Source organism: Streptomyces sp. DSM 42067, from assembly GCF_055792885.1.
In genome coordinates, this window is sequence record NZ_CM147706.1 from 5,109,133 (window position 1) to 5,132,754 (window position 23,622).

General features: G+C 70.7%; 23 protein-coding genes and 1 pseudogene. 17 read left to right on the forward strand and 7 right to left on the reverse strand.

Annotated features, from left to right (window positions below; translation table 11 throughout):
• Positions 1-15: 15 nt before the first annotated feature.
• From ACSMXV_RS23445 to ACSMXV_RS23455, 3 genes are all read right to left on the reverse strand, one after another.
• Positions 16-2,595, reverse strand: coding sequence for a SpoIIE family protein phosphatase (locus tag ACSMXV_RS23445; protein WP_473173274.1), 2,580 nt, complete (start codon positions 2,593-2,595; stop codon positions 16-18).
• A gap of 105 nt (positions 2,596-2,700) precedes the next feature.
• Positions 2,701-4,410: a bifunctional 3'-5' exonuclease/DNA polymerase gene (locus tag ACSMXV_RS23450; RefSeq protein WP_473173275.1), complete on the reverse strand. Its 1,710-nt coding sequence runs from the start codon at positions 4,408-4,410 to the stop codon at positions 2,701-2,703.
• A 179-nt stretch (positions 4,411-4,589) separates the two neighbouring features.
• Positions 4,590-5,417: an NAD(P)H-binding protein gene (locus ACSMXV_RS23455; RefSeq protein WP_473173276.1), complete on the reverse strand. Its 828-nt coding sequence runs from the start codon at positions 5,415-5,417 to the stop codon at positions 4,590-4,592.
• 102 nt (positions 5,418-5,519) lie between these two features.
• Here ACSMXV_RS23455 and ACSMXV_RS23460 point away from each other — a divergent pair, with 102 nt between their 5' ends.
• The 3 genes from ACSMXV_RS23460 (at position 5,520) to ACSMXV_RS23470 (ending at position 9,568) form a co-directional block, all read left to right on the forward strand.
• Positions 5,520-5,957, forward strand: coding sequence for a winged helix-turn-helix transcriptional regulator (locus tag ACSMXV_RS23460; protein ID WP_181655985.1), 438 nt, complete (start codon positions 5,520-5,522; stop codon positions 5,955-5,957).
• A complete protein-coding gene (locus tag ACSMXV_RS23465; protein WP_473173277.1) occupies positions 5,954-7,105 on the forward strand; it encodes a DUF2786 domain-containing protein in 1,152 nt (383 codons plus the stop codon). Before ACSMXV_RS23460 ends, ACSMXV_RS23465 begins: the two co-directional genes overlap by 4 nt.
• 141 nt (positions 7,106-7,246) lie before the next feature.
• Positions 7,247-9,568: an FUSC family protein gene (locus tag ACSMXV_RS23470; protein ID WP_473173278.1), complete on the forward strand. Its 2,322-nt coding sequence runs from the start codon at positions 7,247-7,249 to the stop codon at positions 9,566-9,568.
• Between the two features lie 322 nt (positions 9,569-9,890).
• Here ACSMXV_RS23470 and ACSMXV_RS23475 read toward each other — a convergent pair whose 3' ends face one another.
• The 3 genes from ACSMXV_RS23475 to rpmB all read right to left on the reverse strand — a co-directional run bounded on the left by ACSMXV_RS23475 (position 9,891) and on the right by rpmB (position 11,050).
• Complete coding sequence (locus ACSMXV_RS23475; protein ID WP_473179041.1) at positions 9,891-10,391, reverse strand: hypothetical protein; 501 nt, start codon at positions 10,389-10,391, stop codon at positions 9,891-9,893.
• A 117-nt stretch (positions 10,392-10,508) separates the two neighbouring features.
• On the reverse strand, positions 10,509-10,814 hold the full coding sequence (rpsN, locus tag ACSMXV_RS23480; RefSeq protein WP_181655983.1) for a 30S ribosomal protein S14: 306 nt from the start codon (positions 10,812-10,814) through the stop codon (positions 10,509-10,511).
• A complete protein-coding gene (rpmB, locus tag ACSMXV_RS23485) occupies positions 10,814-11,050 on the reverse strand; it encodes a 50S ribosomal protein L28 (RefSeq protein ID WP_473173279.1) in 237 nt (78 codons plus the stop codon). Before rpmB ends, rpsN begins: the two co-directional genes overlap by 1 nt.
• A 106-nt stretch (positions 11,051-11,156) precedes the next feature.
• Here rpmB and rpmG point away from each other — a divergent pair.
• The 5 genes and pseudogenes from rpmG (at position 11,157) to ACSMXV_RS23510 (ending at position 13,756) form a co-directional block, all read left to right on the forward strand.
• Positions 11,157-11,320, forward strand: a pseudogene (gene rpmG / locus ACSMXV_RS23490) (50S ribosomal protein L33).
• Between the two features lie 17 nt (positions 11,321-11,337).
• Complete coding sequence (locus tag ACSMXV_RS23495) at positions 11,338-11,592, forward strand: type B 50S ribosomal protein L31 (protein ID WP_181655982.1); 255 nt, start codon at positions 11,338-11,340, stop codon at positions 11,590-11,592.
• Positions 11,592-12,800, forward strand: coding sequence for a CobW family GTP-binding protein (locus tag ACSMXV_RS23500; protein ID WP_473173280.1), 1,209 nt, complete (start codon positions 11,592-11,594; stop codon positions 12,798-12,800). Before ACSMXV_RS23495 ends, ACSMXV_RS23500 begins: the two co-directional genes overlap by 1 nt.
• Before the next feature lies 1 nt (position 12,801).
• Positions 12,802-13,047: a 30S ribosomal protein S18 gene (gene rpsR / locus ACSMXV_RS23505; protein WP_473173281.1), complete on the forward strand. Its 246-nt coding sequence runs from the start codon at positions 12,802-12,804 to the stop codon at positions 13,045-13,047.
• A 487-nt stretch (positions 13,048-13,534) separates the two neighbouring features.
• Entirely contained in the window at positions 13,535-13,756 is a 222-nt protein-coding gene (locus ACSMXV_RS23510; RefSeq protein WP_181656387.1) for a DUF397 domain-containing protein, read from the forward strand.
• A 69-nt stretch (positions 13,757-13,825) separates the two neighbouring features.
• On the opposite strand, the gene ACSMXV_RS23515 is transcribed toward ACSMXV_RS23510, so the two are convergent.
• Complete coding sequence (locus ACSMXV_RS23515) at positions 13,826-14,356, reverse strand: ATP-binding protein (RefSeq protein WP_473173282.1); 531 nt, start codon at positions 14,354-14,356, stop codon at positions 13,826-13,828.
• 261 nt (positions 14,357-14,617) lie between these two features.
• Here ACSMXV_RS23515 and ACSMXV_RS23520 point away from each other — a divergent pair, with 261 nt between their 5' ends.
• The 9 genes from ACSMXV_RS23520 to ACSMXV_RS23560 all read left to right on the forward strand — a co-directional run bounded on the left by ACSMXV_RS23520 (position 14,618) and on the right by ACSMXV_RS23560 (position 23,522).
• Positions 14,618-15,514, forward strand: a complete 897-nt coding sequence (locus ACSMXV_RS23520) for a helix-turn-helix domain-containing protein (protein ID WP_473173283.1) — start codon at positions 14,618-14,620, stop codon at positions 15,512-15,514.
• A 55-nt stretch (positions 15,515-15,569) separates the two neighbouring features.
• The gene (locus ACSMXV_RS23525; protein ID WP_473173284.1) at positions 15,570-17,027 is read left to right on the forward strand and encodes an aldehyde dehydrogenase family protein; all 1,458 of its coding nucleotides are present in this window, start codon (positions 15,570-15,572) and stop codon (positions 17,025-17,027) included.
• A gap of 167 nt (positions 17,028-17,194) precedes the next feature.
• Positions 17,195-17,743 (forward strand): DinB family protein, encoded by a 549-nt coding sequence (locus tag ACSMXV_RS23530; RefSeq protein WP_473173285.1) that lies wholly within the window; start codon positions 17,195-17,197, stop codon positions 17,741-17,743.
• Between the two features lie 26 nt (positions 17,744-17,769).
• On the forward strand, positions 17,770-18,411 hold the full coding sequence (locus ACSMXV_RS23535; RefSeq protein WP_473179042.1) for a PadR family transcriptional regulator: 642 nt from the start codon (positions 17,770-17,772) through the stop codon (positions 18,409-18,411).
• A 128-nt stretch (positions 18,412-18,539) separates the two neighbouring features.
• The gene (locus tag ACSMXV_RS23540) at positions 18,540-19,481 is read left to right on the forward strand and encodes an ATP-binding cassette domain-containing protein (protein WP_473173286.1); all 942 of its coding nucleotides are present in this window, start codon (positions 18,540-18,542) and stop codon (positions 19,479-19,481) included.
• A gap of 5 nt (positions 19,482-19,486) precedes the next feature.
• On the forward strand, positions 19,487-20,320 hold the full coding sequence (locus ACSMXV_RS23545; RefSeq protein WP_473179043.1) for an ABC transporter permease: 834 nt from the start codon (positions 19,487-19,489) through the stop codon (positions 20,318-20,320).
• A 147-nt stretch (positions 20,321-20,467) separates the two neighbouring features.
• Positions 20,468-21,694 carry a WD40/YVTN/BNR-like repeat-containing protein gene (locus tag ACSMXV_RS23550; protein WP_473173287.1) on the forward strand — a complete coding sequence of 409 codons (1,227 nt, stop codon included), beginning with the start codon at positions 20,468-20,470 and terminating at the stop codon, positions 21,692-21,694.
• 120 nt (positions 21,695-21,814) lie between these two features.
• Positions 21,815-22,576: a MerR family transcriptional regulator gene (locus ACSMXV_RS23555; protein WP_473173288.1), complete on the forward strand. Its 762-nt coding sequence runs from the start codon at positions 21,815-21,817 to the stop codon at positions 22,574-22,576.
• Between the two features lie 235 nt (positions 22,577-22,811).
• Positions 22,812-23,522: a DedA family protein gene (locus ACSMXV_RS23560; RefSeq protein WP_473173289.1), complete on the forward strand. Its 711-nt coding sequence runs from the start codon at positions 22,812-22,814 to the stop codon at positions 23,520-23,522.
• Positions 23,523-23,622 lie beyond the last annotated feature (100 nt).

The window sequence follows — 23,622 nt, forward strand, 5'->3', positions numbered from 1 at the left end:
AAAGAAATGGACCCGTCAGACGGCCACCGGCAGCGCCTGTTCCGCCCAGATCGTCTTGCCGTGGTGCGTCTGGCGGGTGCCCCATGCCTGGGTCAGCTGGGCGACCAGGAGCAGGCCGCGGCCGCCCTCGTCGTAGGTGCGGGCGCGGCGCAGATGGGGGCTGGTCGTGCTGGCGTCCGAGACCTCGCAGATCAGGCTGCGGTCGTGGATCAGCCGTAGCCGGATGGGTGGCGCGGCATACCGGATGGCGTTGGTGACCAGTTCGCTGACCACCAGCTCGGTGACGAACACCGCCTCGTCCAGACCCCAGTCGGCCAGCTGCCGGCAGGCGCGCCTACGGGTCTCGGCGACCGCGGCGGGGTCCGGCGGCACGTCCCAGGTCGCCACCTGGTTCGCGCCCAGCGCGCGGGTACGGGCCAGCAGCAGCGCCACATCGTCGACGGGGCGGCCCGGGAGCAGGGTGTGGAGCACGGCGTCGCAGGTGCCCTCCAGGGACGCGGCCGGATGGGCCAGTACCTCCTGCAGCGCGGCGATGCCCTCGTCGACGTCGCGGCCGCGGACCTCGATGAGGCCGTCGGTGTACAGCGCCAGAAGGCTCCCTTCGGGGATCTCCCGTTCGAGGCATTCGAAGGGCAGGCCGCCCAGGCCGAGCGGCGGGCCTGCGGGGACGTCCAGGAACTCCACTCTGCCGTCGGGCGTCGCCAGCGCCGGTACGGGATGGGCCGCCCGGGCGAGGGTGCAGCAGCGGGAGACCGGGTCGTAGACGGCGTACAGACACGTCGCCCCGATCGCGCTGGCGCTGCCCGAGTCCTCTCCCTCAGCTGACACGCGGTTGACGAGGTCGTCCAGATGCGTCAGCAGCTCGTCGGGCGGGAGATCGACATCGGCCAGGGTACGTAGGGCGGTGCGCAGCCGGCCCATGGTGGCCGAGGCCTGGATGCCGTGGCCGACGACATCGCCGACGACGAGGGCGACCCGGGCGCCGGACAGCGGGATCACGTCGAACCAGTCGCCGCCGACGCCGGTCTGTCCGCTGGCCGGCAGATAGCGCGATGCGACATCGACGGCGGCCTGCTGGGGCAGCCGCTGGGGCAGAAGGCTGCTCTGCAGGATGAGGGACGTACTGCGCTCGGTGGTGTAGCGGCGGGCGTTGTCGATGCACATGGCCGCCCTGGCCGTGATCTCTTCGGCGAGCGGCAGATCGTCGGTCTCGAACGGCTCGGGGCGCCTGTGGCGGGAGAAGGTGGCCACCCCGAGGGTGATGCCGCGGGCCTCCATCGGGACGGCCAGCACCGAGTGGAAGCCGTACCGTCGTACCCGCTCGGCGCGGTCCGGGTGCCCGCTCTCCCACTCGGCTATGGCGTCGGGGGTCACCTCGCGGATCAGCGGCCGGCCCACGGCCAGACACTCGGCCGGGGGCGACCTGTCCGGGTAGGTGGTCACGGCGCCGGGCTCGATCGCGGCCTCCGGGGATCCCTCCAGGACCGACTGACAGGCGACGCGGCGCAGCATGACGGGACTGGACGGCGGACCGGTAAGCGGATTCTGGCTGCCTTCGACGGCGGGGAGGAGGTCGACCGTGACGAAGTCCGCGAGAGAGGGGACGGCGACGTCGGCGAGCTCCTGCGCGGTGCGCGTCAGGTCCAGCGTGCTGCCGATGCGGACGCTCGCGTCGTTGAGCAGGGCAAGCCGCTGTCGGGCCAGGTGCTGTTCGGTGGTGTCGTGTGCCGAGAGCAGTACCCCCTGGATCTCTCCGCCGGCGTCCCGCACAGGGGCCAGTGAAGTCGTCCAGATACTTGCGCGGTCATGGAAGGGCAGGCGTACGGCGATCTGGAGATGCTGCCGCTCGCCCGTCTCCAGTGCCCGGCGCATGCGCTCTTCCGTCAGGTCCCCCTGGGGGTCGGCCAGGATCTCCGGCAGGCGCAGGCCGCGCATGGCGTCCTCGGACAGGCCGATCGCCCGCTCCATGTCCGCGTTCACCCGCCGCAGCCGCAGTCCGGTGTCGTAGAGGGCCATCAGGCACGCGGACTGGGCGAACCCCCACATCACCAGGGCGTCGTCCCCCGGAGACCGTGACGGGCCGGTTGGAGAGGTCAGCGGCGAGACCAGGAGCCACTCGCTGTCCAGGCTGTGCTGCTCCGGGGGCTGGTTCCGGTCCTGCTGCCGGTTCTGATTCGGGTCTTGGCTCTGGTCTTGGCGTTGGTTCTGGCTCTGGTCTTGGCGTTGGTTCTGGCGTTGGTTCTGGCGTTGGTCCTGGCGTTGGTCCTGGCTCTGGTTCCGTATGCGCCGGTGTGCCAACAGGCCCACTTCGAGGCGGTGGCCGTCCCGGTGCCGCAGCGTCGCCGTACCGCTCCACCGTCTCAACCCCGCCAGGGACCGGGGCAGCTCGGCGGGCGGATCGTCCGCCAGCAGCAGGGCCGCGGACCGGCCGACGACCTCGGAGTACTCGTATCCGAGCAGCCGACGGGCTCCTTCGCTCCAGCCGGTCACACGGCCTTGCGGATCCACCGTGGCCCTGGCCGTGGCGGTCTCGTCGACGAGATCTTCGTGCCATGCCGCTCTGTCGTCGCGCCCGGCGGTTTCCGATCCCGTCATGGCCCTCACCGCTTCCGCCTCGCTCTCTCCACCATCGACCGGCAGGCCGGAAGGGGCAACAGACGGCCGGAAGTTGTGGCGCTCGGTCCTCACGGACCGGGGAGTTCACTTCGCATCCGCATAGCACTCCACCACCGCCGTCGTGAACGGAAAGCGGACCGGTGTCTCTCCGAACGTGATGCGGCCCGCCAGCTCCGAGGCCTCCCGTATCGCCTCGGTCACGGCCTCGGCCTCCTCCGCCGGGCAGTGCACGATCACCTCGTCGTGCTGGAAGAAGACGAGCTCGGCCGCCAGGTCGGCGCAGCTGCGGCGGAGGGCCGCGAGCATCAGCAGGGCCCAGTCGGCGGCGCTGCCCTGGACGACGAAGTTCCGGGCGAAGCGGCCGCGGGCGCGGGTGTTGGTGGACGCGTATCCAGGGGTGAACTCGGTGTCCTCAGCCGATCCGGTGCCTCCGGCGGTGGTCTCGGTGGGGTCGTCCTGAGGGATGCCGGCCTCCTCCGCGGCGTCGCCCGAGCCCGCCGCCGGGGGGCAGGTGCGGCCCAGCCAGGTGCGGACGAGGCGGCCCTCCTCGCCCGCACGGGCCGCATCGTCGACGTACGCGACGGCCTTCGGGAAGCGGCGGCGCAGGGCAGCGAGGTTCTTCAGGCCGTCGCCGGACGTCTGACCGTAGATCGCGCCCAGTACCGCGATCTTGGCCATGGCCCGGTCACCGGAGAACGCCCGGTCCGAGACGGCCTGGTAGAGATCCGTGGCGCGGCCCGCGACCTCCATCAGGCCGGGGTCCCGGGAGATCGCGGCCAGAACGCGCGGCTCCATCTGGTCGGCGTCCGCGACGACCAGCCGCCAGCCGGGGTCGGCGACCACCGCACGCCGGATCACCTTGGGGATCTGCAGCGCTCCGCCGCCGTTGGTCACCCAGCGACCGGTGACGGTCCCGCCCGGCAGATACCCGGGCCGGAACCGGCCGTCCCGCACCCAGTCCTGCAGCCACGACCAGCCGTGGGCCACCCAGATCCGGTACAGCTTCTTGTACTCGATCAGGGGCTTCACGGCCGGGTGGTCGAGTGACTCGATCTCCCAGCGGCGGGTCGAGCGCACCTTGATCCCGGCCTGCGCGAACGCCTTCACCACGTCCGCGGGCAGGTCGGGGCGGACCCGGCGCCCGAAGGCAGCGGACACCTCGTCGGCGAGCTCCGCCAGCCGCCTGGGCTCCCCGCCGCCCGCATAGCGCTCGCCGAGCAGTTCGTGCAGCACCTCGCGGTGCACGTCCGCCCGCCACGGCAGCCCGGCCTCGTTCATCTCCGCGGCGACCAGCATCCCGGCGGACTCGCCGGCCGTCAGCAGCCGCATCCGGTCCGGGTGCGCGGTCGCCGCATGACGGCGCTGCTGGTCGGCGTACACCTCGATGAGCCCGTCCAGCGGTATGTCCGCAGGCCGGGGCTCGAACAGCGGCGACTGCGCACCGGGCTCCGCGGCCCGCTGCGGGGGATCCGGCGGTACGGGACCGCCGCGCAGCCTTGCCCAGGCGGCCGCCGCGGAACGGGGCTCCCCGAGCCGGCCTTCATGGCCGAGGAGCAGCGTCTCGGCGTCCTCGATGTCGTAGCAGCGGTCCACCCGGACGCCCGCGGCGAGCAGACGCGGATAGATCTCGGCGGTCGACCGCCAGACCCAGCGGGTGACGCCCGGACGCGAACGCACGGACTCGGCGAGGTCGGGCTCCCGGCGGACGCGTCCGGCGGGCAGCCCGTCGGACCCGAGGGCGGCGAGCTCTGCCCCGCCGTCCTCGGTCGCAGCCAGGGCCCACCGTTCGGTCATGTTCGCGAGTCTTGCAGCAGGCACTGACAATGGCTGCCGGCCGGAGGGGGTGCCGGGTGTGCCTGCCGACGGGACGGGCGTGCCTGCTTGCGGGGCCGGGTGTGCCTGCTTGCAGTGCGGATGTGCCTGCTCCCGACGTTGATCCCCGCGATGCGCTTGGATCCACCGTCCGCGTCCCCCTACCCCCGTTGCCGCCGGATCCCCGACGCGTACACCTCCACCGCACGCCGCGGCGCGCCCCCCAGCAGCTCCCTCAGCTCACTCCCCGTTTCCTCCATGAACCCGGCCGCGATCGCCGAGTACGTGCCCACCAGCATCGGCACCTGGAAGGGCTCGGCGCCGGTCGCGGCGATCCGCGCCCGCGCGTCCGCGAGCGTCTCAGGCCTGTACGTGCCCGAGACGGCCGCGGCGAGTTCCGCGCCGCCCAGCGGCTCCTCGCCGACCAGTTCGTGGATGCGTCCCGCATGCTTCGCCGGATCCGCGAGCACGCGGACCGCTGCATCGGCCAGGTCCTCGCGGGCGACAGCGGCCAGCCGCCCCTCGCCGAGCGGCGCGGTGATCACGCCGTCGGCGTCGGGGGCGGCGAGTCCGGTGAGGAGCTCGGCGTACAGGCCGTTGCGCAGGATCGTCCAGTTCAGACCGGACCGGCGCAGGCGGCGCTCGGTCCAGCGGTGCGGGAGCGCGTAGGCGAGGTGGTCCCCGCTGCCCGAGACGCTGGTGTAGACGACGTGCTCGACACCGGCCCGCTCGGCTGCCGAGACCGCTGCCTCATGCCGGGCGATGACGACGTCGTCCTCGCCGTATCCGGCCGAGACCATCAGGAGCGTGTCGACCCCGGCGAATCCCTCCACCAGCGAGGACGGGTCGTCGAAGTCGACGCGCCGGGTGGGGCGGGCGGGTGAGCCGGGCGCCGGGGCGCGGCTGCCGAGCGTCACGTCGTCGCGGCCCGCGAGGCCCTGGGCGATCAGTGTGCCGAGTCCGCCCGATGCGCCGGTCAGCAGAATCATGGGAAGCAGCTCCTTCGGCTCGTGGTTCGTGAGGGGTGACCGGGTCGCGACGGCTGCGACCATCCTGTGGAAGCGCGAGCCATCGCGTAAGGAGGCACTTTCATGTCACTGGGGCACACCGGGGTAACCGCCCCTGTCGCGGCGGACGCGGCGCGCCGGGACATCCCCGACCCCGTCGTCAGCTGTGGAAGCCCACCGGAGGACTGCGGCATCCGCGACGTCCAAGACCGGCTCGGCGACAAATGGTCCGTCATGGTGCTGTCCGAACTCGCCGCCGGGATACGCCGGTTCAGGCAGCTCCAGCGCGCTGTGCCGGGCATCTCGCAGCGCATGCTCACCGTCACGGTGCGCCGCCTGGAGCGCGACGGGCTGATCAGCCGCACCGTGCACCCCACCATCCCGCCGCAGGTCGAGTACGAGCTGACGGAGATGGGCCACAGCCTCACGCACCTCATCAGGGCGCTCGCCGACTGGTCGCTCGACCACCGCGAGGCCATCGCCGAGGCCCGCCGCACCTGGGACGAGGCGAACGCCACATGAGCAACCCCACGACGGTCGAGCGGGCACTCACGGCCGCGCTCCATGCCGACACCGACGACGCCCTGGACACCGGCGCATCGCTGCTCGCCGCCGATCCGTCACCGACGACGGACGCCGAACTCGCTCTGCGCGGAGAGGAGCTCGTCGCGGGGGCGTGGCGGCGCGGCTGGCAGCCCGCGGATGTCGTACGCATCGTCCGGCGCGAACTCGACGAGACGCACGTACGCCTCGTATCGGCGCTGATCCTCGCCGAAGCCCGGCGTCAGCCGAAGGGGCAGAACCGGGACGGACGCTGGGAGGCACAGCTCGCCCAGCTGGAGGAGCCTGGGGCCGAAGCCGCGCGCACCGACCGCTTCTCGTACGCGACCGCTGTCCTGGAGCTCTACCGGCTGCTGCTGCGGCTGCCGGGGATCGAGCCGCTCGACGCCGCCCCGGACCCCCGGGGGAGGGCTCACCGGTCCCAGTCGGCGGCGTCCCGCATGCTCACCCGCATCCGCGCTCTCCTCGCCAAGGCCGAGGCGACCGGCTACCCGGAGGAGGCGGAGGCGCTCACCGCCAAGGCGCAGGAACTCATGGCGCGGCACAGCATCGACGAGGCGCTGCTCGCCGCCCGCGCGGAGGACAAGGACGCGCCCGGCGCCTGCCGTATCGGTGTCGACCCGCCGTACGAGACGGCCAAGGCGGTCCTGCTCGACGCGGTGGCCACCGCGAACCGCTGCCGCGCGGTGTGGAACGAGCCGCTCGGCTTCTCGACGGTCGTCGGCTTCGCGCCCGACCTGGAGTCCGTGGAACTCCTCTACACCTCACTTCTCGTCCAGGGCACGTCCGCCATGGCCAGGGCGGAAGCGGCCCAGCGGGCGGGCGGCCGCAAGCGTACGAAGACGTTTCGGCAGTCCTTCCTAGCCGCATACGCGCATCGGATCGGCGACCGGCTGTCGGCGGCCGCGGACAGTCAGGTGGCCTCGTCCGAAGGGGACCTGCTGCCCGTACTCGCCGCCAGGGACGTGGCAGTCGCGGACCGTCTTGAGCAGATGTTCCCGAGGACGGTCACCACCCGGCTGCGCGGCGTCAGAGACGCGGCCGGGTGGGCAGAGGGGGCCGGGGCGGCCGATCGGGCACAGGTGGAGGCGCGGCCGCGTCTGCGGTGACTTCCGGGATCAGGTGACTTCCGGGATCGGGAGGGCCGGAGGCCGGACAGGGCTCACCGAATCGTCAGGCGCCGGTCGACGCCATGGTTCATGGTGCGCGGCTTACCCGACCTGCTCCGAACCCTCCCGTACGCTGGCGGAGTGAGTTGGCTCCGGGCGCTGACGGAGACCGCCCGTGCAGGGCTGAAGATCGAGCGGACCCGCCTCGAACCCCTCGTCGCGCTCCGCGGCGCCGCCGGGCTCGCGATCGTGATCGCGGTGAGCGTGTGGGCCGTCGGCCCCGTGGCCGCTGTGAGCTCCGCGTTCGGCGCGTTCCAGGCGGCCATCGCCACGTTCCAGCGCAGCTGGCGCCCCCGTCCCGAACTGGCCCTCGCCTCCGGCACGAGCCTCGCCGTCTCCACCTTCCTGGGCTACCTCACGATCTCCCACAAGGGCCTGTTCCTGGCCCTGCTCGTCCTGTGGTCCTTCCTCGCCGGACTGGCCTGGGCCGCGGGCCCGACCATCGGCCTCATCGCCTCGTCGAACGTCGCGATGATGGTGATCACCGTCACGCTCCCGACGTCGGTCGCCCAGGCCGCGGGCCACGCCCTGATCATGGTCTTCGGAGGCATGGTGCAGGCGGCTCTGATCGTCCTCTTTCCGGTCCGGAGATGGGGCGCCCACCGCGACGCCCTCGCCGACGCACTGGCCGGCGAGGCCGACTACGCCCGGCGGCTCCGCCACGACCCGGTCGCGCCGTTCGACCCCGGCCCCCTGATGGAGGCCAGAAACGCGGCCGCCGTCACCCGCCGCCAGGCCCGCACCCGCCCCGCCGAGCTGCACGGCACCCGCGGCCTCGCGGAACGTATCCGTCCGGTGCTCGCGTCCCTCGCCGATCCGGCGGTGGGCGTCCCGGAGGAGGGCCCCGAACGGGCCCGGGTGCGCGACCTGCTGGCCGCCTCGGGCGCGATCCTGGACGCCGCCGCCCATGCCATCCGGCACGGCGCACCCGTCGACCTCCCGCCGACCGCGGCCGACGCCTTCAGGACCCCGGACACGGCCGCAGTCCTGTCCGGGCCGGCCAAGCGCGCGGCCACCCGGCTGGCGGCGCTCCTGGAGGACGTGGTCGAAACGGCAGGCGCGTCCCGCACACCCGTTGCCCTTACGGCGCCCACGGCCTCGGCGGCCTCCGCGACGCCAGAGGCGGCGGGTCCGGACGCGCATACGGAACCTCCGCGACCGGCAAAAGGGATCGGTACCGAGCGCGCCCACCCCCAGGGCGTCAGTACCGAGCGCGCCCACCCCGACGGCAGCCAGTCCGACACCCGCCCGATCGTCCTCGTCCGGCCCACCCTCATCGGCCTGATTCCAGAGGCCCTTGAGTCCGTGCGCAAGGAGTTCCGCCGCGGCTCTCCAGTACTGCGCCATGCGCTCCGCGTGACCGCGGTCGCAGGCGCCGGCTATCTGATCGGCGACGCACTGCCCCTCGGCCACGGCTACTGGGCCCCTCTGACCTCTGTCATGATCATGCGCCCGGACTTCTCACAGACGTACTCCCGCGCGGTGGGCCGTCTCGCCGGCACGCTCGTCGGCGTCGCCGTGGCCACGGGGATCGGGCAGATCGCGGACCTGGGGCCGTACGTCTCGGGCGCACTCGCCGTCGTCTGCGCCGGCCTGATGTACCTGCTGATGCGCAGCGGCCAGTTCGCCGCGCAGGCGTGCGTGGCCGCGTACGTCGTCTTCCTGCTCGGCATGGGCGGCGAGGAATGGACCCAGACGGTCCCCGAGCGTGTACTGCTCACTCTCCTCGGTGGAGTCCTGGCGATGCTCGCGTACGCGGTCTACCCGGCCTGGGAGACCCCGCGGCTGCGGACGCGCCTCGCGGACTGGCTACTCGAGAACGGCCGCTACGCCGCCGCCGTCGTCGGCCGCTACGCCGCCCCCGCGGGCCGCACGTCCCCGGATGTGCGCGAGACGCTGCTGGCTGCCCGCGACGCCCGTATCGCCTGGCAGCAGGCCTCGGCCCGGGCCAGGACCGAGCCGGTACGCCACCGCGGCCTGTCCCGCGCGGCGGCCGACGACGCCGAGGAGGCCCTGGCGCAGATGGCGCGCGTCGCGATGCTGATGGAGGCCCACCTCCCCGAGCGCGGTACGACGCCGGTGCCCGCCGCGGGCCGTCTCGCCGAGGCACTGCGCACCTCGACGGAGCAGGGCGCCAAGGCGGTACGCGAACGGCGCGTCCCGAAGTGGGACTCCGTCCGCGCCGCCCTCGACGAGTGGGACGGGGAGGGCGTCCCCGACCGCGTCGTACGCAGAGGAGCGGGCCTGCTCCTGGAGACTCTCGACGAGCTCTCCGACGCCCTCGACACGGCCGTGCCCCCGATGTCACTCGACGGGACGGGGGCGGAGAGCGGGACGGGGGTGGGCGGCGGGTCCGGGACCGCGGAGGGGCCGCGGAACCCGGAGGATCCCGCGGCCCGCTGAGCTTCCGGTCCGCCTGAGGCCTTCTGCCTGCCTGCCAATGCAGGCCAAGCCGTCATCAGGACACAGGCGAAGCCGTCGCACGGAAGAGCACGTGCGCTCCGTACGGGCGGATGAAGCGCGTGTCATGTCGGGCACGCGCGCCCCGTACAGAGGAAGCGCGCGTGTCATCCCGGATACGCGCGCCACGTGGCACCGCACGCGCGCGGCATCTGCGCGGCTGCAGGACCGCAGGCGCAGCCGTCAGGACGCAACCCAAGCCGTCAGGTCGCAGGAGCGCAGCCAACAGGAGGCAGCCCCAGTTGTCAGAGCGCAGGCGCAGCCGTCAGGGCGCCGGCAGCGAAGCCGTCGGCAGTCCCTCCGGCAACTTCCCGCCCTCGGCCCTCCGGTAGGTCTCCTCTCCGAGGCCGCCCTCCCACGTGACCTTCAGCGTCGCGTCCGTGACGGAATCGACCGTGCCCTCGCTGCGGTCGTCGTTGCCGTCCGTGCACGTGAGCGCGATCGTCTGCATGCCCGCCTGCTCACCGGCCGTCCCGCTGCACACCGTCCCGCCGCTCGTGAAGAGGCCGGTCTGCTTGCCGTTGATCACCAGCGCGATGGCCTTGCCGTCGGTCGTGGCGAGCCAACTGCCCTCGAGGCCTCCACCGGACGACCCCGAACCGCCACCGCCACCGCTGCCGTCGCCCGAGTCCGGAGACGCGGACGCGGACGCGGAGGAGTTGGTGTCCGAGCTCTTGTCCGCGCCGCCGCCGTCACCTCCGTCGCTGCTGCAGCCGGTCAGAACGAGCGCTGCCGCGACTCCTGCCGCGGCAGCGGCGATCCGCATCCGCCCAAGCGCGGCAGACGCGGCAGACGCGGTAGCGGCGGTGGTCACTGGTGTCCCCCTATGGCACTGGTGTTTGCTCAGTAGACCGCAGCAAGCTACCAGGAGCCCCTGCGGCCGTTACCAGGACGACTTCCGTACTCCCGGCAGGAATCCGGCGTGCGCCTGCGCGCGCAGATTCACACGGGACAGCCCGAAGGTGCGCGAGTAGCCGCGCGGCCGCCCGTCCACACTGTCGCGGTTGCGCACCCGCGTCGCGCTGGCGTCACGCGGCTGCCTGCGCAGTTCCCGCTGGGCGGCCAGGCGTTCGGCTTCGCTGCCGGCCGGACGCCGGATGATCTCCTTCAGCTCGGCGCGCCGCGCGGCGTACCGGGCGACGATCTCCTGCCGCTTGGCGTTCTTCGCGATCTTGCTCTTCTTCGCCATCAGACGTTCACCCCGCGCGCGCGAATACGGGCCACGGCGGCCTCGATGCCGATCGTGTCGACGGTCTTGATGCCCTTCGCGCTGAGCCGCAGCCGGACGTACCGGCCCTCGCTCGGCAGCCAGTAGCGCTTGCGCTGGACGTTGGGGTCGAAGCGGCGCGACGTGCGCCGGTGCGAGTGGGAGATGTTGTTGCCGAATCCGGGCTGTGCGCCGGTCAGCATGCAGTGGGCGGACAAGGGTGATGCACCTCTCTGGTCGTCTGGTCGTCTGGTCGGCGAGGGGCGGCACGTGCCCCCGAAGCCCCTCATTTGGAAATGGGATTCGTTTTCATATACTAGCCGCATGGCCCGCAACGAACTCCGCCCCGTCATCAAACTCCGGTCCACGGTGGGGACCGGCTACACCTACGTCACCGCAAGAACCGCCGTAACGACCCCGACCGCATGACCCTGCGCAAGTACGACCCGGTCGTCGGCCGGCACGTCGACTTCCGCGAAGAGCGCTGAACGGGAGGCCTGGAGAGATGAAGCCCGGTATCCACCCCGCGTACGGCCCTGTCGTGTTCCGCGACCGCGCCGCGAACCACGCCTTCCTGACGCGGTCCACCATGACGAGCGACAAGACGATCGAATGGGAGGACGGCAACACGTACCCCGTCGTCGACGTCGAGATCTCGAACGTCAGCCACCCCTTCTACACGGGCACGGCCCGCGTCCTGGACACGGCGGGCCGCGTGGAGCGCTTCGAGCGCCGCTACGGCCGCCGCGAGGCCCGCTGATGGAGACACCCCCGACGCCCGGGTCGTCGGCGCAGCGGAGCTCGCCGGCCGTCGCGATCGTCGGCGGGCTGCACGCGGACGCCCGGAAGGCGGCCGTCGAGCGGCTGCTCGCCACCGTCCCGGGAAGCGTCGCGCTCCATCACGACCTCTCGACGGCCGTGGGCGGAACGGTTCTCCGGACCGTCCGCGACGCGACCGGTGTGCTCTCCACCGGCGAGGCGCCGCTGGTCAACGACTGCGCGTGCTGCGCGCTGCGCGAGGACCTCGTGCCGGAGCTGGAGCGGCTCACGGACGAGCCTGCCGGCGGTACACCCCCGCTCGCGGTTGGTGCCGCCGGTGGCCGCCGGCGGCTGGCGATCGTCGAGTTGTGGGACTCGGTCGAGCCCAAGGCGATGGCCGAAGTCGTCGTCGCGAGCGGCCTCACCGTGACCGCGGTGATCACCGCGGTCGACCCGGCCCTGCTGCTGCCCTACCTGACCAACGGCGACGACCTCATGGAGGCGGGGCTCGCCGCGGCCGCCACCGACCAGCGCACCGTCGCCGACACCTGGGCCCGCCAGCTCGAGTACGCCCCCGTGCTCGCCGTCGCCGACTCCGACGAGGCCGATGACGAGGACCGGGCGCTGCTCGCCCAGCTCCACCCGACGGCCCGTCATGTCTCCATAGACCACAGGAACCTGGCGGGCGTGGCGCTGGCGGGCTTCGACGTGGAGGCCGCCGCGGCCGCGCAGCACCCGTCATGCGCCCTGCTGCCCACAGAGGCGGACGAGAGCGGGGTCTCCACCCTCGTATGGCACCGCGACCGGCCCTTCCACCCGGAGCGGCTGTACGCGGCCCTGGAGGACCTGACCTGCGCGGCGGCACGCAGCCGCGGACGGTTCTGGCTCGCCGACAAGCCGGACACGCTGCTCGCCTGGGATGCGGCCGGTGGCGCCCTGTGCGTCGAGAGCGCGGGCCCCTGGCTCGCTTCGCTACCGGACGCCGCGTGGGACATGGTGCCGCCGATGCGCCGGGCCGCCGCCGCGCTCGACTGGCACCCGGAGCACGGGGACTGCTGCCAGCACCTCGTCTTCACCTCGCCCGGGCTCGACCGCGACGGGCTCGAACGGCTCCTCGAGTCCTGCCTGCTGACCGATGCGGAGTACGCGGCCGGGCGGGACGCCTGGAAGCGGCTGCCGCCCGCCTTCGACTCCCTCCTGGAGGTCTGACATGCCCCGTAAGAGCGACCGGGGGCCCAAGTCCCCCAAGTCCCGCCCCAATCCGCTGGACCAGGCCGGTGTCACGTACATCGACTACAAGGACACGGACCTGCTGCGGAAGTTCATCTCCGACCGGGGCAAGATCCGCAGTCGGCGGGTGACGCGGGTTTCCGCGCAGCAGCAGCGGCAGCTGGCCCGCGCGATCAAGAGCGCGCGGGAGATGGCGTTGCTGCCGTACGGGACCTCGGGGCGGTAGCCCCAGCGACGACGCCGCTGAATGCCGCCGCCGCAGCCCGCACCTTCCGCGGGCTGCGGCGGCGTCTGTTGGTGGGGGGCCCAGGCCTTCGGCCGGTGGGTTGGCGGGCGCCCCCAACGGCGGTCGCCGTCAAGGAAATACGGGCGGGTGGGTGGGGGAGAACCCGCCGCGGAGCGGCAGCGTGTCTGGCCCCGCGGCCGGCAGCGGCCCGCCCCGTTGGAACAAGAACGCCCCCGCACACGTCTCTTCCTTGTGCAGCAACGTATGCGACGGCGGGCCACGCACGGTCGGGGGCCAAGGGTCCCTTCCCGCATGCAATGCGCCCACGGGGGCAGACGCAACGCCAGCTGTAACCAGAGCACCACCCGCCGTGCACGTGCATTTGCCCATGCAGCCGCACGTGAACACAGCTATGATCCGGAACGTTGACCGCTGTCATCAGCCCAGCCTCACCGGGGAGCGATCTGTGCACGACGTGTACAACGGCATGGCGGCCACAGAGCTTCACGGGGTGGCCTGGCAGAAGAGCCGGCACAGCAACTCGCAGGGATCATGCGTGGAGTTTGCGAAACTGCCGGGCGGCGACGTGGCCGTACGCAACTCGCGGTTCCCCGACGGCCCCGCGCTCATCTACACACGCGCAGAGATAGAGGCCATGCTGCTGGGGATCAAGGACGGCGAGTTCGACCATCTGATTGCGGGCAACTGACCGCAATCAGGGAGCAACTCGTCGTAACAACGCGCGTAGACAACCGACATGCAAATCTGTCGGGTGCGACTAGTCGGTCTGCAGGCGGAAGAGCGCCCAGACCACCTTGCCGCCCAGCGTGCCGGCGTTGGAGTCTCCCCTGCTCGAATCGAATTGAGAGCTTGGGGAGGGATGCCAGCCCCAGCTGTCGGCGAACGAGTCCACGAGAAGAAGGCCGCGGCCCGACTCGGCCGCACAGTCCTCCTCCGTCTCGCGGGCGACGGGGTTCTGGCGGCTGGGATCGCGCACCGCGCACACCAGGCGCGAGGTCCAGTGCATGAGGTGCAGCCGCACGGGAGGCTCGTCGTCGCGCGGGGTGTCGGACGGCAGTGCGTGCCGCAGTGCGTTGGTGACCAGTTCGGACACCACCAGTGCGACGTCGTCGAATCTTTCCGACAGGTTCCACTGGTTGAGGGTTCGACCGGTGAACTGCCGCGCCTCACGCACCGCTTCGTAGCGGGCGGGCAGTGCGCAGGACGCCGCGCTGGAGACGGCTGCGGGGTCGATCGGGGGAAGCCCCTGCCTTAACGGCTCGAGCATGGTCGATCCATTCATCCCCATGCGAGGCACTCCCGGGATTCGCGGTCGCGGCGATACTGCGGTGGTGCGAGACCATGGTTCCGAATGCGTACGGCAGATGCAAGGGCAGATGCACGTGCACGCGCCGGAGTTGAGCACTCTAGTACCACTTCTTGCGCATTTCTTCCTCTCTCTACTTCTGTCACTCCTCGAAAGCCTTTCCATTTCTGTAACCGCACGAGTACGGGCTGGAGCGTTTTAGTGGCAGACTTCGGGCTCTGAAACGTTGGGAAGGGTGACGAAGTGACCGCAGGCGAGTCATGGGGGTCTCCCCAGGCGTTGAGTCCTGGGGGCGGCTCCGTGGTGCGGCGCATCCTGCTGGGCTCACAGCTCCGGCGGCTGCGGGAGGCGCGCGGCGTCACGCGCGAGAAGGCCGGCTATTCGATCCGCGCGTCCGAATCGAAGATCAGCCGCATGGAGTTGGGACGGGTGAGCTTCAAGGCGAGGGACGTGGAGGATCTGCTGACGCTGTACGGCGTCACGGACGAGGCCGAGCGCAACGCGCTCCTCGCCCTGGCGAAAGAGGCCAACGTCGCGGGCTGGTGGCACAGTTACTCGGACGTGCTGCCCGGCTGGTTCCAGACATATGTGGGTCTGGAGGGTGCCGCCTCCCTCATCCGTGTCTACGAGGTCCAGTTCGTGCACGGCCTGCTGCAGACCGAGGCGTATGCGCACGCGGTCGTCGAGCGCGGCATGGGCGAGGGCGCGAATCCGGCCGATGTCGATCGGCGCGTCGCGCTGCGCCTGGAGCGCCAGAAACTGCTCGTGTCCGAACGCGCCCCGGACTTCCACGTCGTACTGGACGAGGCAGCGCTGCGACGGCCCTATGGGAGCAGGGACGTCATGCGCGGACAACTCCAGCATCTGATCGACGTGTCCGAGCGGGCGAACGTCAAGCTCCAGGTGATGCCCTTCAGTTTCGGCGGGCACTCGGGGGAGAGCGGTGCCTTCACCGTGCTCAGCTTCCCCGAGTCCGATCTCTCCGACGTCGTCTATCTCGAACAGCTCACCAGTGCGCTGTATCTGGACAAGCGGGAAGACGTCACACAGTACGCAAAGGCCATGGATCGGCTGCAGAGCGAGAGTCCGGATCCGGCCCGGTCACGGGACGTTCTCCGAGGACTGCTCCAACTCATATAAGACACAAGTACGATGACGTCTCATTAGGCGTCTGCCTCTCGCAGTTGGGGATCGTATGTCCTTCTTCACCGACCTGGCCCAGCAGTACATCGACGGCGAGTGGCGGACCGGCAGCGGCTCGTGGGACATCATCGACTTCAATCCGTACAACGGTGAGAAGCTCGCCGCGCTGACGGTGGCGACCGTCTCCGAGGTCGACGACGCCTTCCGTGCGGCCGAGCGGGCCCAGAAGTCCTGGGCGGAGGCGGGCCCCTACGCGAGACGGCAGGTGCTGGAGAAGGCGCTGCGGATCACCGAGGCCCGCGAGGAAGAGATCGTCGAGGCCATCGTCGACGAACTCGGCGGGACCTGGTCCAAGGCGCGGTACGAGGTGCATCTCGCCAAGGAGTTCATCCGCGAGGCGGTGCAGGTCTCGATGTGGCCTGAGGCGCAGATCGTGCCCTCGCCCGTCCCCGGCAAGGAGAGCCGCGTCTTCCGGCAGCCGGTCGGTGTCGTGACGGTGATCAGCCCCTTCAACTTCCCCTTCCTGATCACGCTCAAGTCGGTAGCGCCGGCGTTGGCCCTGGGCAACGCCGTCGTCGTCAAGCCCAACCAGAACACGCCCGTCGTCGGCGGCGGACTCATCGCCCGTATCTTCGAGGACGCGGGCCTGCCGGCCGGGCTGCTGAACGTCATCGTCACGGACATAGCGGAGATCGGCGACGCCCTCATCGAGCATCCGCTCGCGAAGGTCATCTCGTTCGCGGGGTCGGACAAGGTGGGTCGGCACATCGCCTCCGTGGCCGCCGGTCACCTCAAGCGCGTCGTCCTCCAGATGAGCGGGAACAGCGCGCTGGTCGTCCTCGACGACGCGGACATCGACTACGCCGTGGACGCCGCGGTCTTCAGCCGCTACGTGTACTCGGGGCAGGTCTGCATGGCCGCCAACCGCATCCTGATCGACCGCTCCGTGGAACAGGAGTTCACGGAGAAGTTCACCGCCCGGGTCGAGGCGCTGAAGACCGGCGACCCGCGTGACCCGGACACCCACATCGGCCCGCTCATCAACGCCTTCCAGGCAGACGCGCTCACCGCCCTCGTCGACCAGGCGATCGAAGGCGGCGCCACGGCGCTCGTACGCGGGCGGACCATGGGCAACCTGGTCGAGCCGACCGTCCTCACCGGCCTGCCGGAGGACTCGCCCGTGCTGCGCCAGGAGATCTTCGGCCCGGTGGCCCTCCTCATCCCGTTCGACGGCGAGGAGGAGGCGATACGTATCGCCAACGACACGCCGTACGGGCTCAGCGGCGCCGTGCACGCCGCCGACATCGAGCGTGCGGTGGGCTTCGCACGGCGCATCGAGACCGGCATGATCCACGTCAACGACGGTACGGTGCACGACGATCCGCTGGTCGCCTTCGGCGGCGAGAAGGACTCGGGGCTGGGGCGGCTGAACGGCGAGTCCACGGTGGACGCGTTCACCACGAAGAGGTGGATCTCGGTGCAGCACGGGCGGAGCGAGTTCCCGCTCTGAGCCCGCGTTGCCTTCACTGAGCCCGCGTTCCGTTCGCTGATCCCGCGTACTTTCGCGGAGTCCACGTTCCTGCGCCCCGCCGCGAAGTTGCGGACCGAACCTGACCGCAAGGGTTTCTAACGTCGTACGTACGCAAAGCGCGACGCAACGACGAAAGGCGGCCCCTCATGGTCATGCACGTTTCCGCAGAGGCACACGGCGACGAGCGCGGAGCCCTGCTCGGCTTCCTGGAGGAGGCGCGGGGTGGCATCCGGCGGGCACTCCTCGGCCTGACCGAGGAGCAGGCGGCGAAGAAGCCCAGCGCGAGCGAGCTGTCGCTGTCCGGACTGCTCAAGCACGTGGCCGAGGTCGAGCAGAGCTGGCTGGCCCGGGCCAAGGGTGAGGAGCCGCCGGTCCATCGCACCGAGGAGAACTGGCACGAGTGCTTCCAGCTCGTCGGCGAGGAGACCGTCGAGCAGCAGCTCGCGCACTGGGCGGAGATCGCCGGTCAGATTGAGGAGTTCATCCGCGCGGTGCCCAGCCTGAACGACACGTTCGCGCTGCCGGACCAGCCCTGGTTCCCCAAGGAGCGCGTCTCCATGCGCTGGCTGATGCTCCGGCTGATCAGCGAGATGGACCGGCACGCCGGACACGCCGACATCATCCGCGAGTCGCTCGACGGCAGGACGGCCTTCGAGCTGGTGGCCGTGGAGCAGGGCTACGCTGGTCAAAGTTGACCAGCGTGGAAGCGAGGGGCGTGGGGATGTCGGCGATCCGGTTGCTGGTGCTCGGTGCGGTCCGCCAGCACGGACGGGCCCATGGGTACCAGGTGCGCAACGACCTCGAGTACTGGGGCGCCCACGAGTGGTCGAACGCCAAGCCGGGGTCGATCTACCACGCCCTCAAGCAGATGGCCAAGCAGGGCCTGCTGCTCGCCCACGAGATCGCGCCCTCCACGGCCGGCGGCCCGCCGCGCACCGAGTACGAGATCACCGACAACGGGACCCAGGAATACCTCAAGCTGTTGCGCGAGGCCCTGACGGCGTACGACCAGAAGCCGGACGTCCTGTCGGCCGCCATCGGGTTCATGGTGGATCTGGAGCGCGAGGAGGCGCTCGAACTCCTCGAGGAGCGGGTGCGCGTCATAGAGGAGTGGCGCGCGTCCGTCACCGAGTACTACACCCCGGCGGACGGCCCCGAACAGCTCGGCCACATCGGCGAGATCATGAACTTCTGGGTGTACTCGGCGGACCGGGGGGCCGAGTGGACCCGGGGTCTGATCGAGCGCATCAAGGGCGGGGCGTACACGTTCGCGGGCGAGGGCGAGCCGTTTGTGGGCGTGTTGGCGGAGGGTGAAGAGAACCCGTATGCGACGGGTGAGTCCCATCCGGGAGACCGCCAGTAGTTCCCGGCGCTCAGGCGTGCGCTGCCGCGGGTAGTTCATCCGCGCGATTAATCAAGTTTGACCAGTCGCTGCTCGGGTACTAGCTTGTTGCTGATAGTCAAGTTTGACTAATACCTAGGGAGAGGTCTGTGACCGACTCGGCGATCCTCGTCGAAGGGGTACGGAAGAACTACGGAGGCAAGCGCGCACTGGACGGCCTCGACCTGACGGTCGGACGCGGCACCGTCCACGGCGTGCTCGGCCCGAACGGCGCGGGCAAGACGACGCTGGTGCGGGTGCTGGCCACGCTGCTGCGGCACGACGAGGGCCGCGTCGAAGTGGCGGGACAGGACGTACGCACGCGTGCCGACGAGGTGCGCCGCCGCATCGGACTGCTGGGGCAGCACGCCGCCCTGGACGAGGACCTCGGGGGCCGGCAGAACCTCGAGATGTTCGGACGGCTGTACCACCTGGGCAGGCGCCACGCGCGCGTGCGCGCCGGCGAGCTCCTGGAGCGGTTCGGGCTCGCGGACACCGGACGCAAGGCGGTCAAGCAGTACAGCGGCGGCATGCGGCGCCGCCTGGACCTCGCCGCGTCGCTGATCACCGAACCGGAGGTGCTGTATCTGGACGAGCCGACGACGGGGCTCGACCCGCGCGGCCGCGCCGAGGTGTGGGGTGCGGTGCGCTCGCTGGTCGACGGCGGTACGACGGTGCTGCTCACCACCCAGTACCTCGAAGAGGCCGACCAGCTCGCCGACCGTATCTCGGTGGTGGACCACGGCCGGGTCATCGCGGAGGGCACCGCGGACGAGCTGAAGTCGAAGACGGGCGGCGACCGGATCGACGTGGTGCTGAGGGACGCGGGCCAACTGGGAGCGGCCGTCGCTCTGTTGCCGGAGGAGACGGACGACGTCTCGGTCGACACGGACCGCCGGCTGATCAGCGCCCCGGTCGCCGACCGCATGGCCGCACTCACCGGCACCGTACGGGCCCTGGAAGAGGCCGGAATCGAAGCGGAGGACATCGCGGTGCGGAGGCCGACGCTCGACGAGGTCTTCCTGCACCTCACGAAGGGAGTCGCGGCATGAGCGTCATGAGCGGCATGAGCGGAACGGTCGACGCGAACGTGAGGGGCACGCCGCTGGGCTGGGCGCTCGCCGACTGCTGGACCATGACCCGCCGCGAACTCGCCCACTGGGGGCGACAGCCCGTGCAGGTCGTCGTCGGGCTCGTCTTCCCGGTGATGCTGCTGCTGATGTTCGGCTATCTGATCGGCGGCGGCCGGGGCGTCGAGGGCGACTACGTCGACTTCCTGGTGCCGGGCATGCTCGCGCTGACCATGGCGTTCGGCCTGGAGTCGACGATGCTGGCCGTCACCCAGGACCTCAACAAAGGGGTGATCGACCGGTTCCGGTCGATGCCGATGACCAACGGCGCGGTCCTGGTGGGCCGTTCGGCCGCCGACATGCTGCAGTCGGCGCTGAGTCTGGCCCTGCTGATCGGGGTCGGTTACGCGATCGGCTGGCGGCCGCACGCCTCCTTCGGTGCTTTCCTGGCGGCCGTGGGGCTTCTGCTGCTCCTCAGGTTCGCGATGCTCTGGATCGGGATCCACCTGGCGATGGTGGCGGGCCGCCCGGAGATGGTGCAGGCAGTGCAGATCCTGGTCTGGCCGGTCGGTTTCCTGTCCAACGCGTTCGCGACGCCTGAGTCGATGCCCGGCTGGCTGGGCGCGGCGGTCGAGTGGAACCCGATGTCGGCGACGGCGACGGCGGTACGGGATCTGTTCGGCAGCCCGGGCGCGGCGGGGTCCTCGGGGGCGTCATGGGCGGCCGAGCACGCGGGAATGCTGGCCGTGGCCTGGCCTCTGGTACTGGTGGCGGTGTTCTTCCCGCTGGCGGTACGGAGGTTCGGGGCGCTCAGCAAATAGTTCGCGCCAAGGGGGAACCCGGAGCCGGTCCCCGGTGTACCAGAGGCAGTTGCCGTTCGTCGCAGACCGGGGGTTGCCATGGCATGGGGGAAGGCACGGGCGAGGACCGGGGCACCGGCGCAGGCGAGAAGGCGGGCGTTCGGGGCGGTGGGCGGGTTCGCACCCGCGACGGTGCTGGCGCTCCTGGTGCTGCTGGCGGGCTGTGCGGGTGCGGACACCGGTGCGCGGTCCGGTGGGACCGGGGCCGGCGGGTCGACGACCGTCACCCTGCCCGGCGGGAAGCCGCTGCGGTCGTACCCGGCCCTTCCGTACGCGGCGCCGCCCCCACACATCCCGTCGGCGGCCCACCTGCCCGGCTGGTCGCACAGCGTCGGATTCGCCGCAGACGGCAGCGGATTCGTACTGCTCGCTGACTGCACGTCGGGGGGCGAGGCGCGCTGCCGGCAACGGGTGGCCGTGCTCGACAAGGGAGCTCGCGCCTGGCGGCTCGGTCGATCCCCGCTGCCGGACGTGACGGGCGACCTCGGTATCGGATCGGGGCTCATGTCGCTGGGCCCCGGCCGTGCGCTGATCACCGAGGGCTGGACGCCGGAGGGGGAGCGCACCTGGTTCACGCGCGACGGCGGCCGCACCTGGCGGCGCGGCACGACGGAGGCCGTGGGCAGCACACCGTCGGTGCCGCCGGGCGGTGCCCTCGTCGACGACTGCCTGCGGATGGACGCCGACGGCAACGGCTGTGTGCGCAGCAGGCTGGCCGTGGTCATGCCCGACACGGGCAAGTACCGCGTACTCGCCACGCAACCACCGCTGAAGGGCGTGATGCGCCCGGCAAGTGAGCCCACCGGCGATCTTCTCTTCGCCTCCGGCACCGACCCGGAGTCCGGCCTTCCCACGCTCGCCGTGAGCGAAGACCGTGGTCGGAGTTGGCGGATCGCCCAGATGCCCGGCGTCGCCGAACAAGGCTGGTCCCTACAGGTCGTCGCGGGAAGGGACGGACTCTTCGCGGCTCAGCCCGGCCAACTGCCCGAGGACGAGACGGTGAAGAACGGGCTGCTCACCATCCACCGCAGTGTCGACAGCGGCCGCACCTGGGAACGGATCTGGCAGTACCGCAAGGGCGTCGAGCCGCGCTCGCTGCTCGGCGCCCTCGTCGTAGCCGACGACTCGAGCCTCACCGTCCATGGCGAGAACGGAGTCTGGCGCAGTACGGACCGTGGCCGCACGTTCCAGCACGTCGGCGGCACGCGAGGTATTTCGGGGTCCGTGGCCGTGACACCACTCGGCTATCTGTGGAGCGACAGCATCGGTGGCGGGAGCCATCGCATATCCACCGACGGCCTTCACTGGGCGGACTTCCACCTCGGCCGCTCCTGATGTCCATGGGGCGAAATGGGACCTGCACCTCATGTGGCAGCGTGCCGTAGAGACGGGGCTTGCGCCTCACGTCGCGTGAGGGCTCATCGTGAGGGGAGTACCGAGAAGGGAGCGGGAACGATGAGCTACTCCGTGGGACAGGTGGCCGGGTTCGCAAAGATCACCGTGCGCACTCTGCACCACTACGACGAGATCGGGCTGCTCGTACCGAGTGAGCGAAGTCACGCCGGCCACCGCCGGTACAGCGACGCGGACCTCGACCGGCTGCAGCAGATCCTCTTCTACCGGGAGCTCGGATTTCCGCTCGAGGAGGTCGCGGCCCTTCTCGACGACCCGGGCGCGGACCCGCGGGAGCACCTGCGGCGCCAGCACGAGTTGCTGACCGCCCGGATCGCCGAGCTGCAGAAGATGGCCGAGGCCGTGGAGCACGCCATGGAGGCGAGGAAGTTGGGCATCAATCTCACGCCCGAGGAGAAGTTCGAGGTCTTCGGGGACAAGGACCCAGAGGCGTACGCGGAAGAGGCCGAGGAACGCTGGGGCGGCACGGAGGCGTACGCCGAATCCCAGCGGCGTGCCGCCCGCTACACGAAGGCGGACTGGAAGCGGATGCAGGACGAGGTCGCTGACTGGAGTGCGCGCTACGACGCCCTGATGGCGGACGGGGAGCCGTCGTCGGGCGAGCGGGCCATGGACATGGCCGAGGAGCACCGGCAGCACATCACCAAGTGGTTCTACGAGTGCACCCTCGAGATCCACCAGGGCCTGGGCGAGATGTACGTCTCGGACGAGCGGTTCAAGGAGTTCTACGACTCCATGCGGCCAGGGCTTGCCATCCATCTGCGGGACGCGATCGTGGCCAACGCCACACGGCGCCAGGGCTGACCCGGGCCGGGCCGTGGGGTGCCGGGAGGCCGTCGGCCCGGCGCACCACCGGCCCGAGCCACGGACAACTGTGCAGCTCGCCGGGGCGCCCACAGAATTGCCCCAGTTCGCTCACAGTGCACCCCGAGGCCGCCGGTGGAACCTGGCGGAGTCACCGCGCGTTGGTAGCTTTGTGCGGCAAGACCGCCCGCCAGGACGCCCGACTGTCCCATGACGCCCCAGGAGCCCGGAACCCGTGAACACGCTTGCCCTCGGCCCGGAGTGGCTCAGCCCGGACTACCTGATCGAGACTTTCAGCCTGCCGGGCATCCTCCTGATCGTCTTCGCCGAATCCGGATTCTTCGCGTTCCTGCCCGGTGACTCGCTCCTGTTCACGGCGGGTCTCCTCGTGGCCCAGGGGAAGTACATCAGCGAGCCGCTCTGGCTCGTCTGCTTCCTGATCGTGCTCGCGGCCGTTCTCGGTGACCAGGTCGGCTATCTCATCGGCAAGTTCTTCGGACCGAAGATCTTCAACCGGCCCAACTCGAAGGTCTTCAAGCCGGAGAACCTCGAGAAAGCCCACGAGTTCGTCGAGAAGTACGGCCCCAAGGCCATCGTGCTCGCCCGGTTCGTGCCCATCGTGCGCACGTTCGCCCCGATCGTTGCGGGCGCCGGCCGTATGAAGTACCGCACGTTCATCACGTACAACCTCATCGGCGGTGTCGCCTGGGGCACGGGCGTCACGGTCGCCGGGTACTGGCTGGGCCAGATCGACTTCATCAAGGACAACGTCGAGTCCATCCTCATCCTGATCGTGCTGCTCTCCGTGGTGCCGCTCGTCATCGAGTACCTGCGCGAACGGTCCAAGAAGAAGCGCCTCGCCGCCGAGGCCCCCGCGGCCGGGGCGGAGACCACACCGGCGTGGGCGAACAGGGATCGGGAGCGCGGCCGTCACGCCAAGCGCTGAGGCCCCTTCTTGCGCCTGAACCGGCGCCGCTCTCGCGGACCGGGTTGCTCGGCCCCTTTTTGCGCCTAAGCCGGCGCCGCTCTCGCGGACCGGGTTGCTC

What these genes read in the sequence shown, in the direction of transcription:
- ACSMXV_RS23515 (WP_473173282.1), bottom strand. Translation starts at nt 14,356, where the DNA reads ATGGGGATGAATGGATCGACCATGCTCGAGCCGTTAAGGCAGGGGCTT.
- ACSMXV_RS23545 (WP_473179043.1), top strand. Translation starts at nt 19,487, where the DNA reads ATGAGCGGCATGAGCGGAACGGTCGACGCGAACGTGAGGGGCACGCCG.
- ACSMXV_RS23455 (WP_473173276.1), bottom strand. Translation starts at nt 5,417, where the DNA reads ATGATTCTGCTGACCGGCGCATCGGGCGGACTCGGCACACTGATCGCC.
- ACSMXV_RS23495 (WP_181655982.1), top strand. Translation starts at nt 11,338, where the DNA reads ATGAAGCCCGGTATCCACCCCGCGTACGGCCCTGTCGTGTTCCGCGAC.
- ACSMXV_RS23535 (WP_473179042.1), top strand. Translation starts at nt 17,770, where the DNA reads ATGTCGGCGATCCGGTTGCTGGTGCTCGGTGCGGTCCGCCAGCACGGA.
- ACSMXV_RS23555 (WP_473173288.1), top strand. Translation starts at nt 21,815, where the DNA reads ATGAGCTACTCCGTGGGACAGGTGGCCGGGTTCGCAAAGATCACCGTG.
- rpsN (WP_181655983.1), bottom strand. Translation starts at nt 10,814, where the DNA reads ATGGCGAAGAAGAGCAAGATCGCGAAGAACGCCAAGCGGCAGGAGATC.
- ACSMXV_RS23445 (WP_473173274.1), bottom strand. Translation starts at nt 2,595, where the DNA reads ATGACGGGATCGGAAACCGCCGGGCGCGACGACAGAGCGGCATGGCAC.
- ACSMXV_RS23525 (WP_473173284.1), top strand. Translation starts at nt 15,570, where the DNA reads ATGTCCTTCTTCACCGACCTGGCCCAGCAGTACATCGACGGCGAGTGG.
- ACSMXV_RS23450 (WP_473173275.1), bottom strand. Translation starts at nt 4,410, where the DNA reads ATGACCGAACGGTGGGCCCTGGCTGCGACCGAGGACGGCGGGGCAGAG.
- ACSMXV_RS23465 (WP_473173277.1), top strand. Translation starts at nt 5,954, where the DNA reads ATGAGCAACCCCACGACGGTCGAGCGGGCACTCACGGCCGCGCTCCAT.
- ACSMXV_RS23530 (WP_473173285.1), top strand. Translation starts at nt 17,195, where the DNA reads ATGGTCATGCACGTTTCCGCAGAGGCACACGGCGACGAGCGCGGAGCC.
- rpsR (WP_473173281.1), top strand. Translation starts at nt 12,802, where the DNA reads ATGCCCCGTAAGAGCGACCGGGGGCCCAAGTCCCCCAAGTCCCGCCCC.
- ACSMXV_RS23510 (WP_181656387.1), top strand. Translation starts at nt 13,535, where the DNA reads ATGGCGGCCACAGAGCTTCACGGGGTGGCCTGGCAGAAGAGCCGGCAC.
- ACSMXV_RS23500 (WP_473173280.1), top strand. Translation starts at nt 11,592, where the DNA reads ATGGAGACACCCCCGACGCCCGGGTCGTCGGCGCAGCGGAGCTCGCCG.
- ACSMXV_RS23475 (WP_473179041.1), bottom strand. Translation starts at nt 10,391, where the DNA reads ATGCGGATCGCCGCTGCCGCGGCAGGAGTCGCGGCAGCGCTCGTTCTG.
- ACSMXV_RS23460 (WP_181655985.1), top strand. Translation starts at nt 5,520, where the DNA reads ATGTCACTGGGGCACACCGGGGTAACCGCCCCTGTCGCGGCGGACGCG.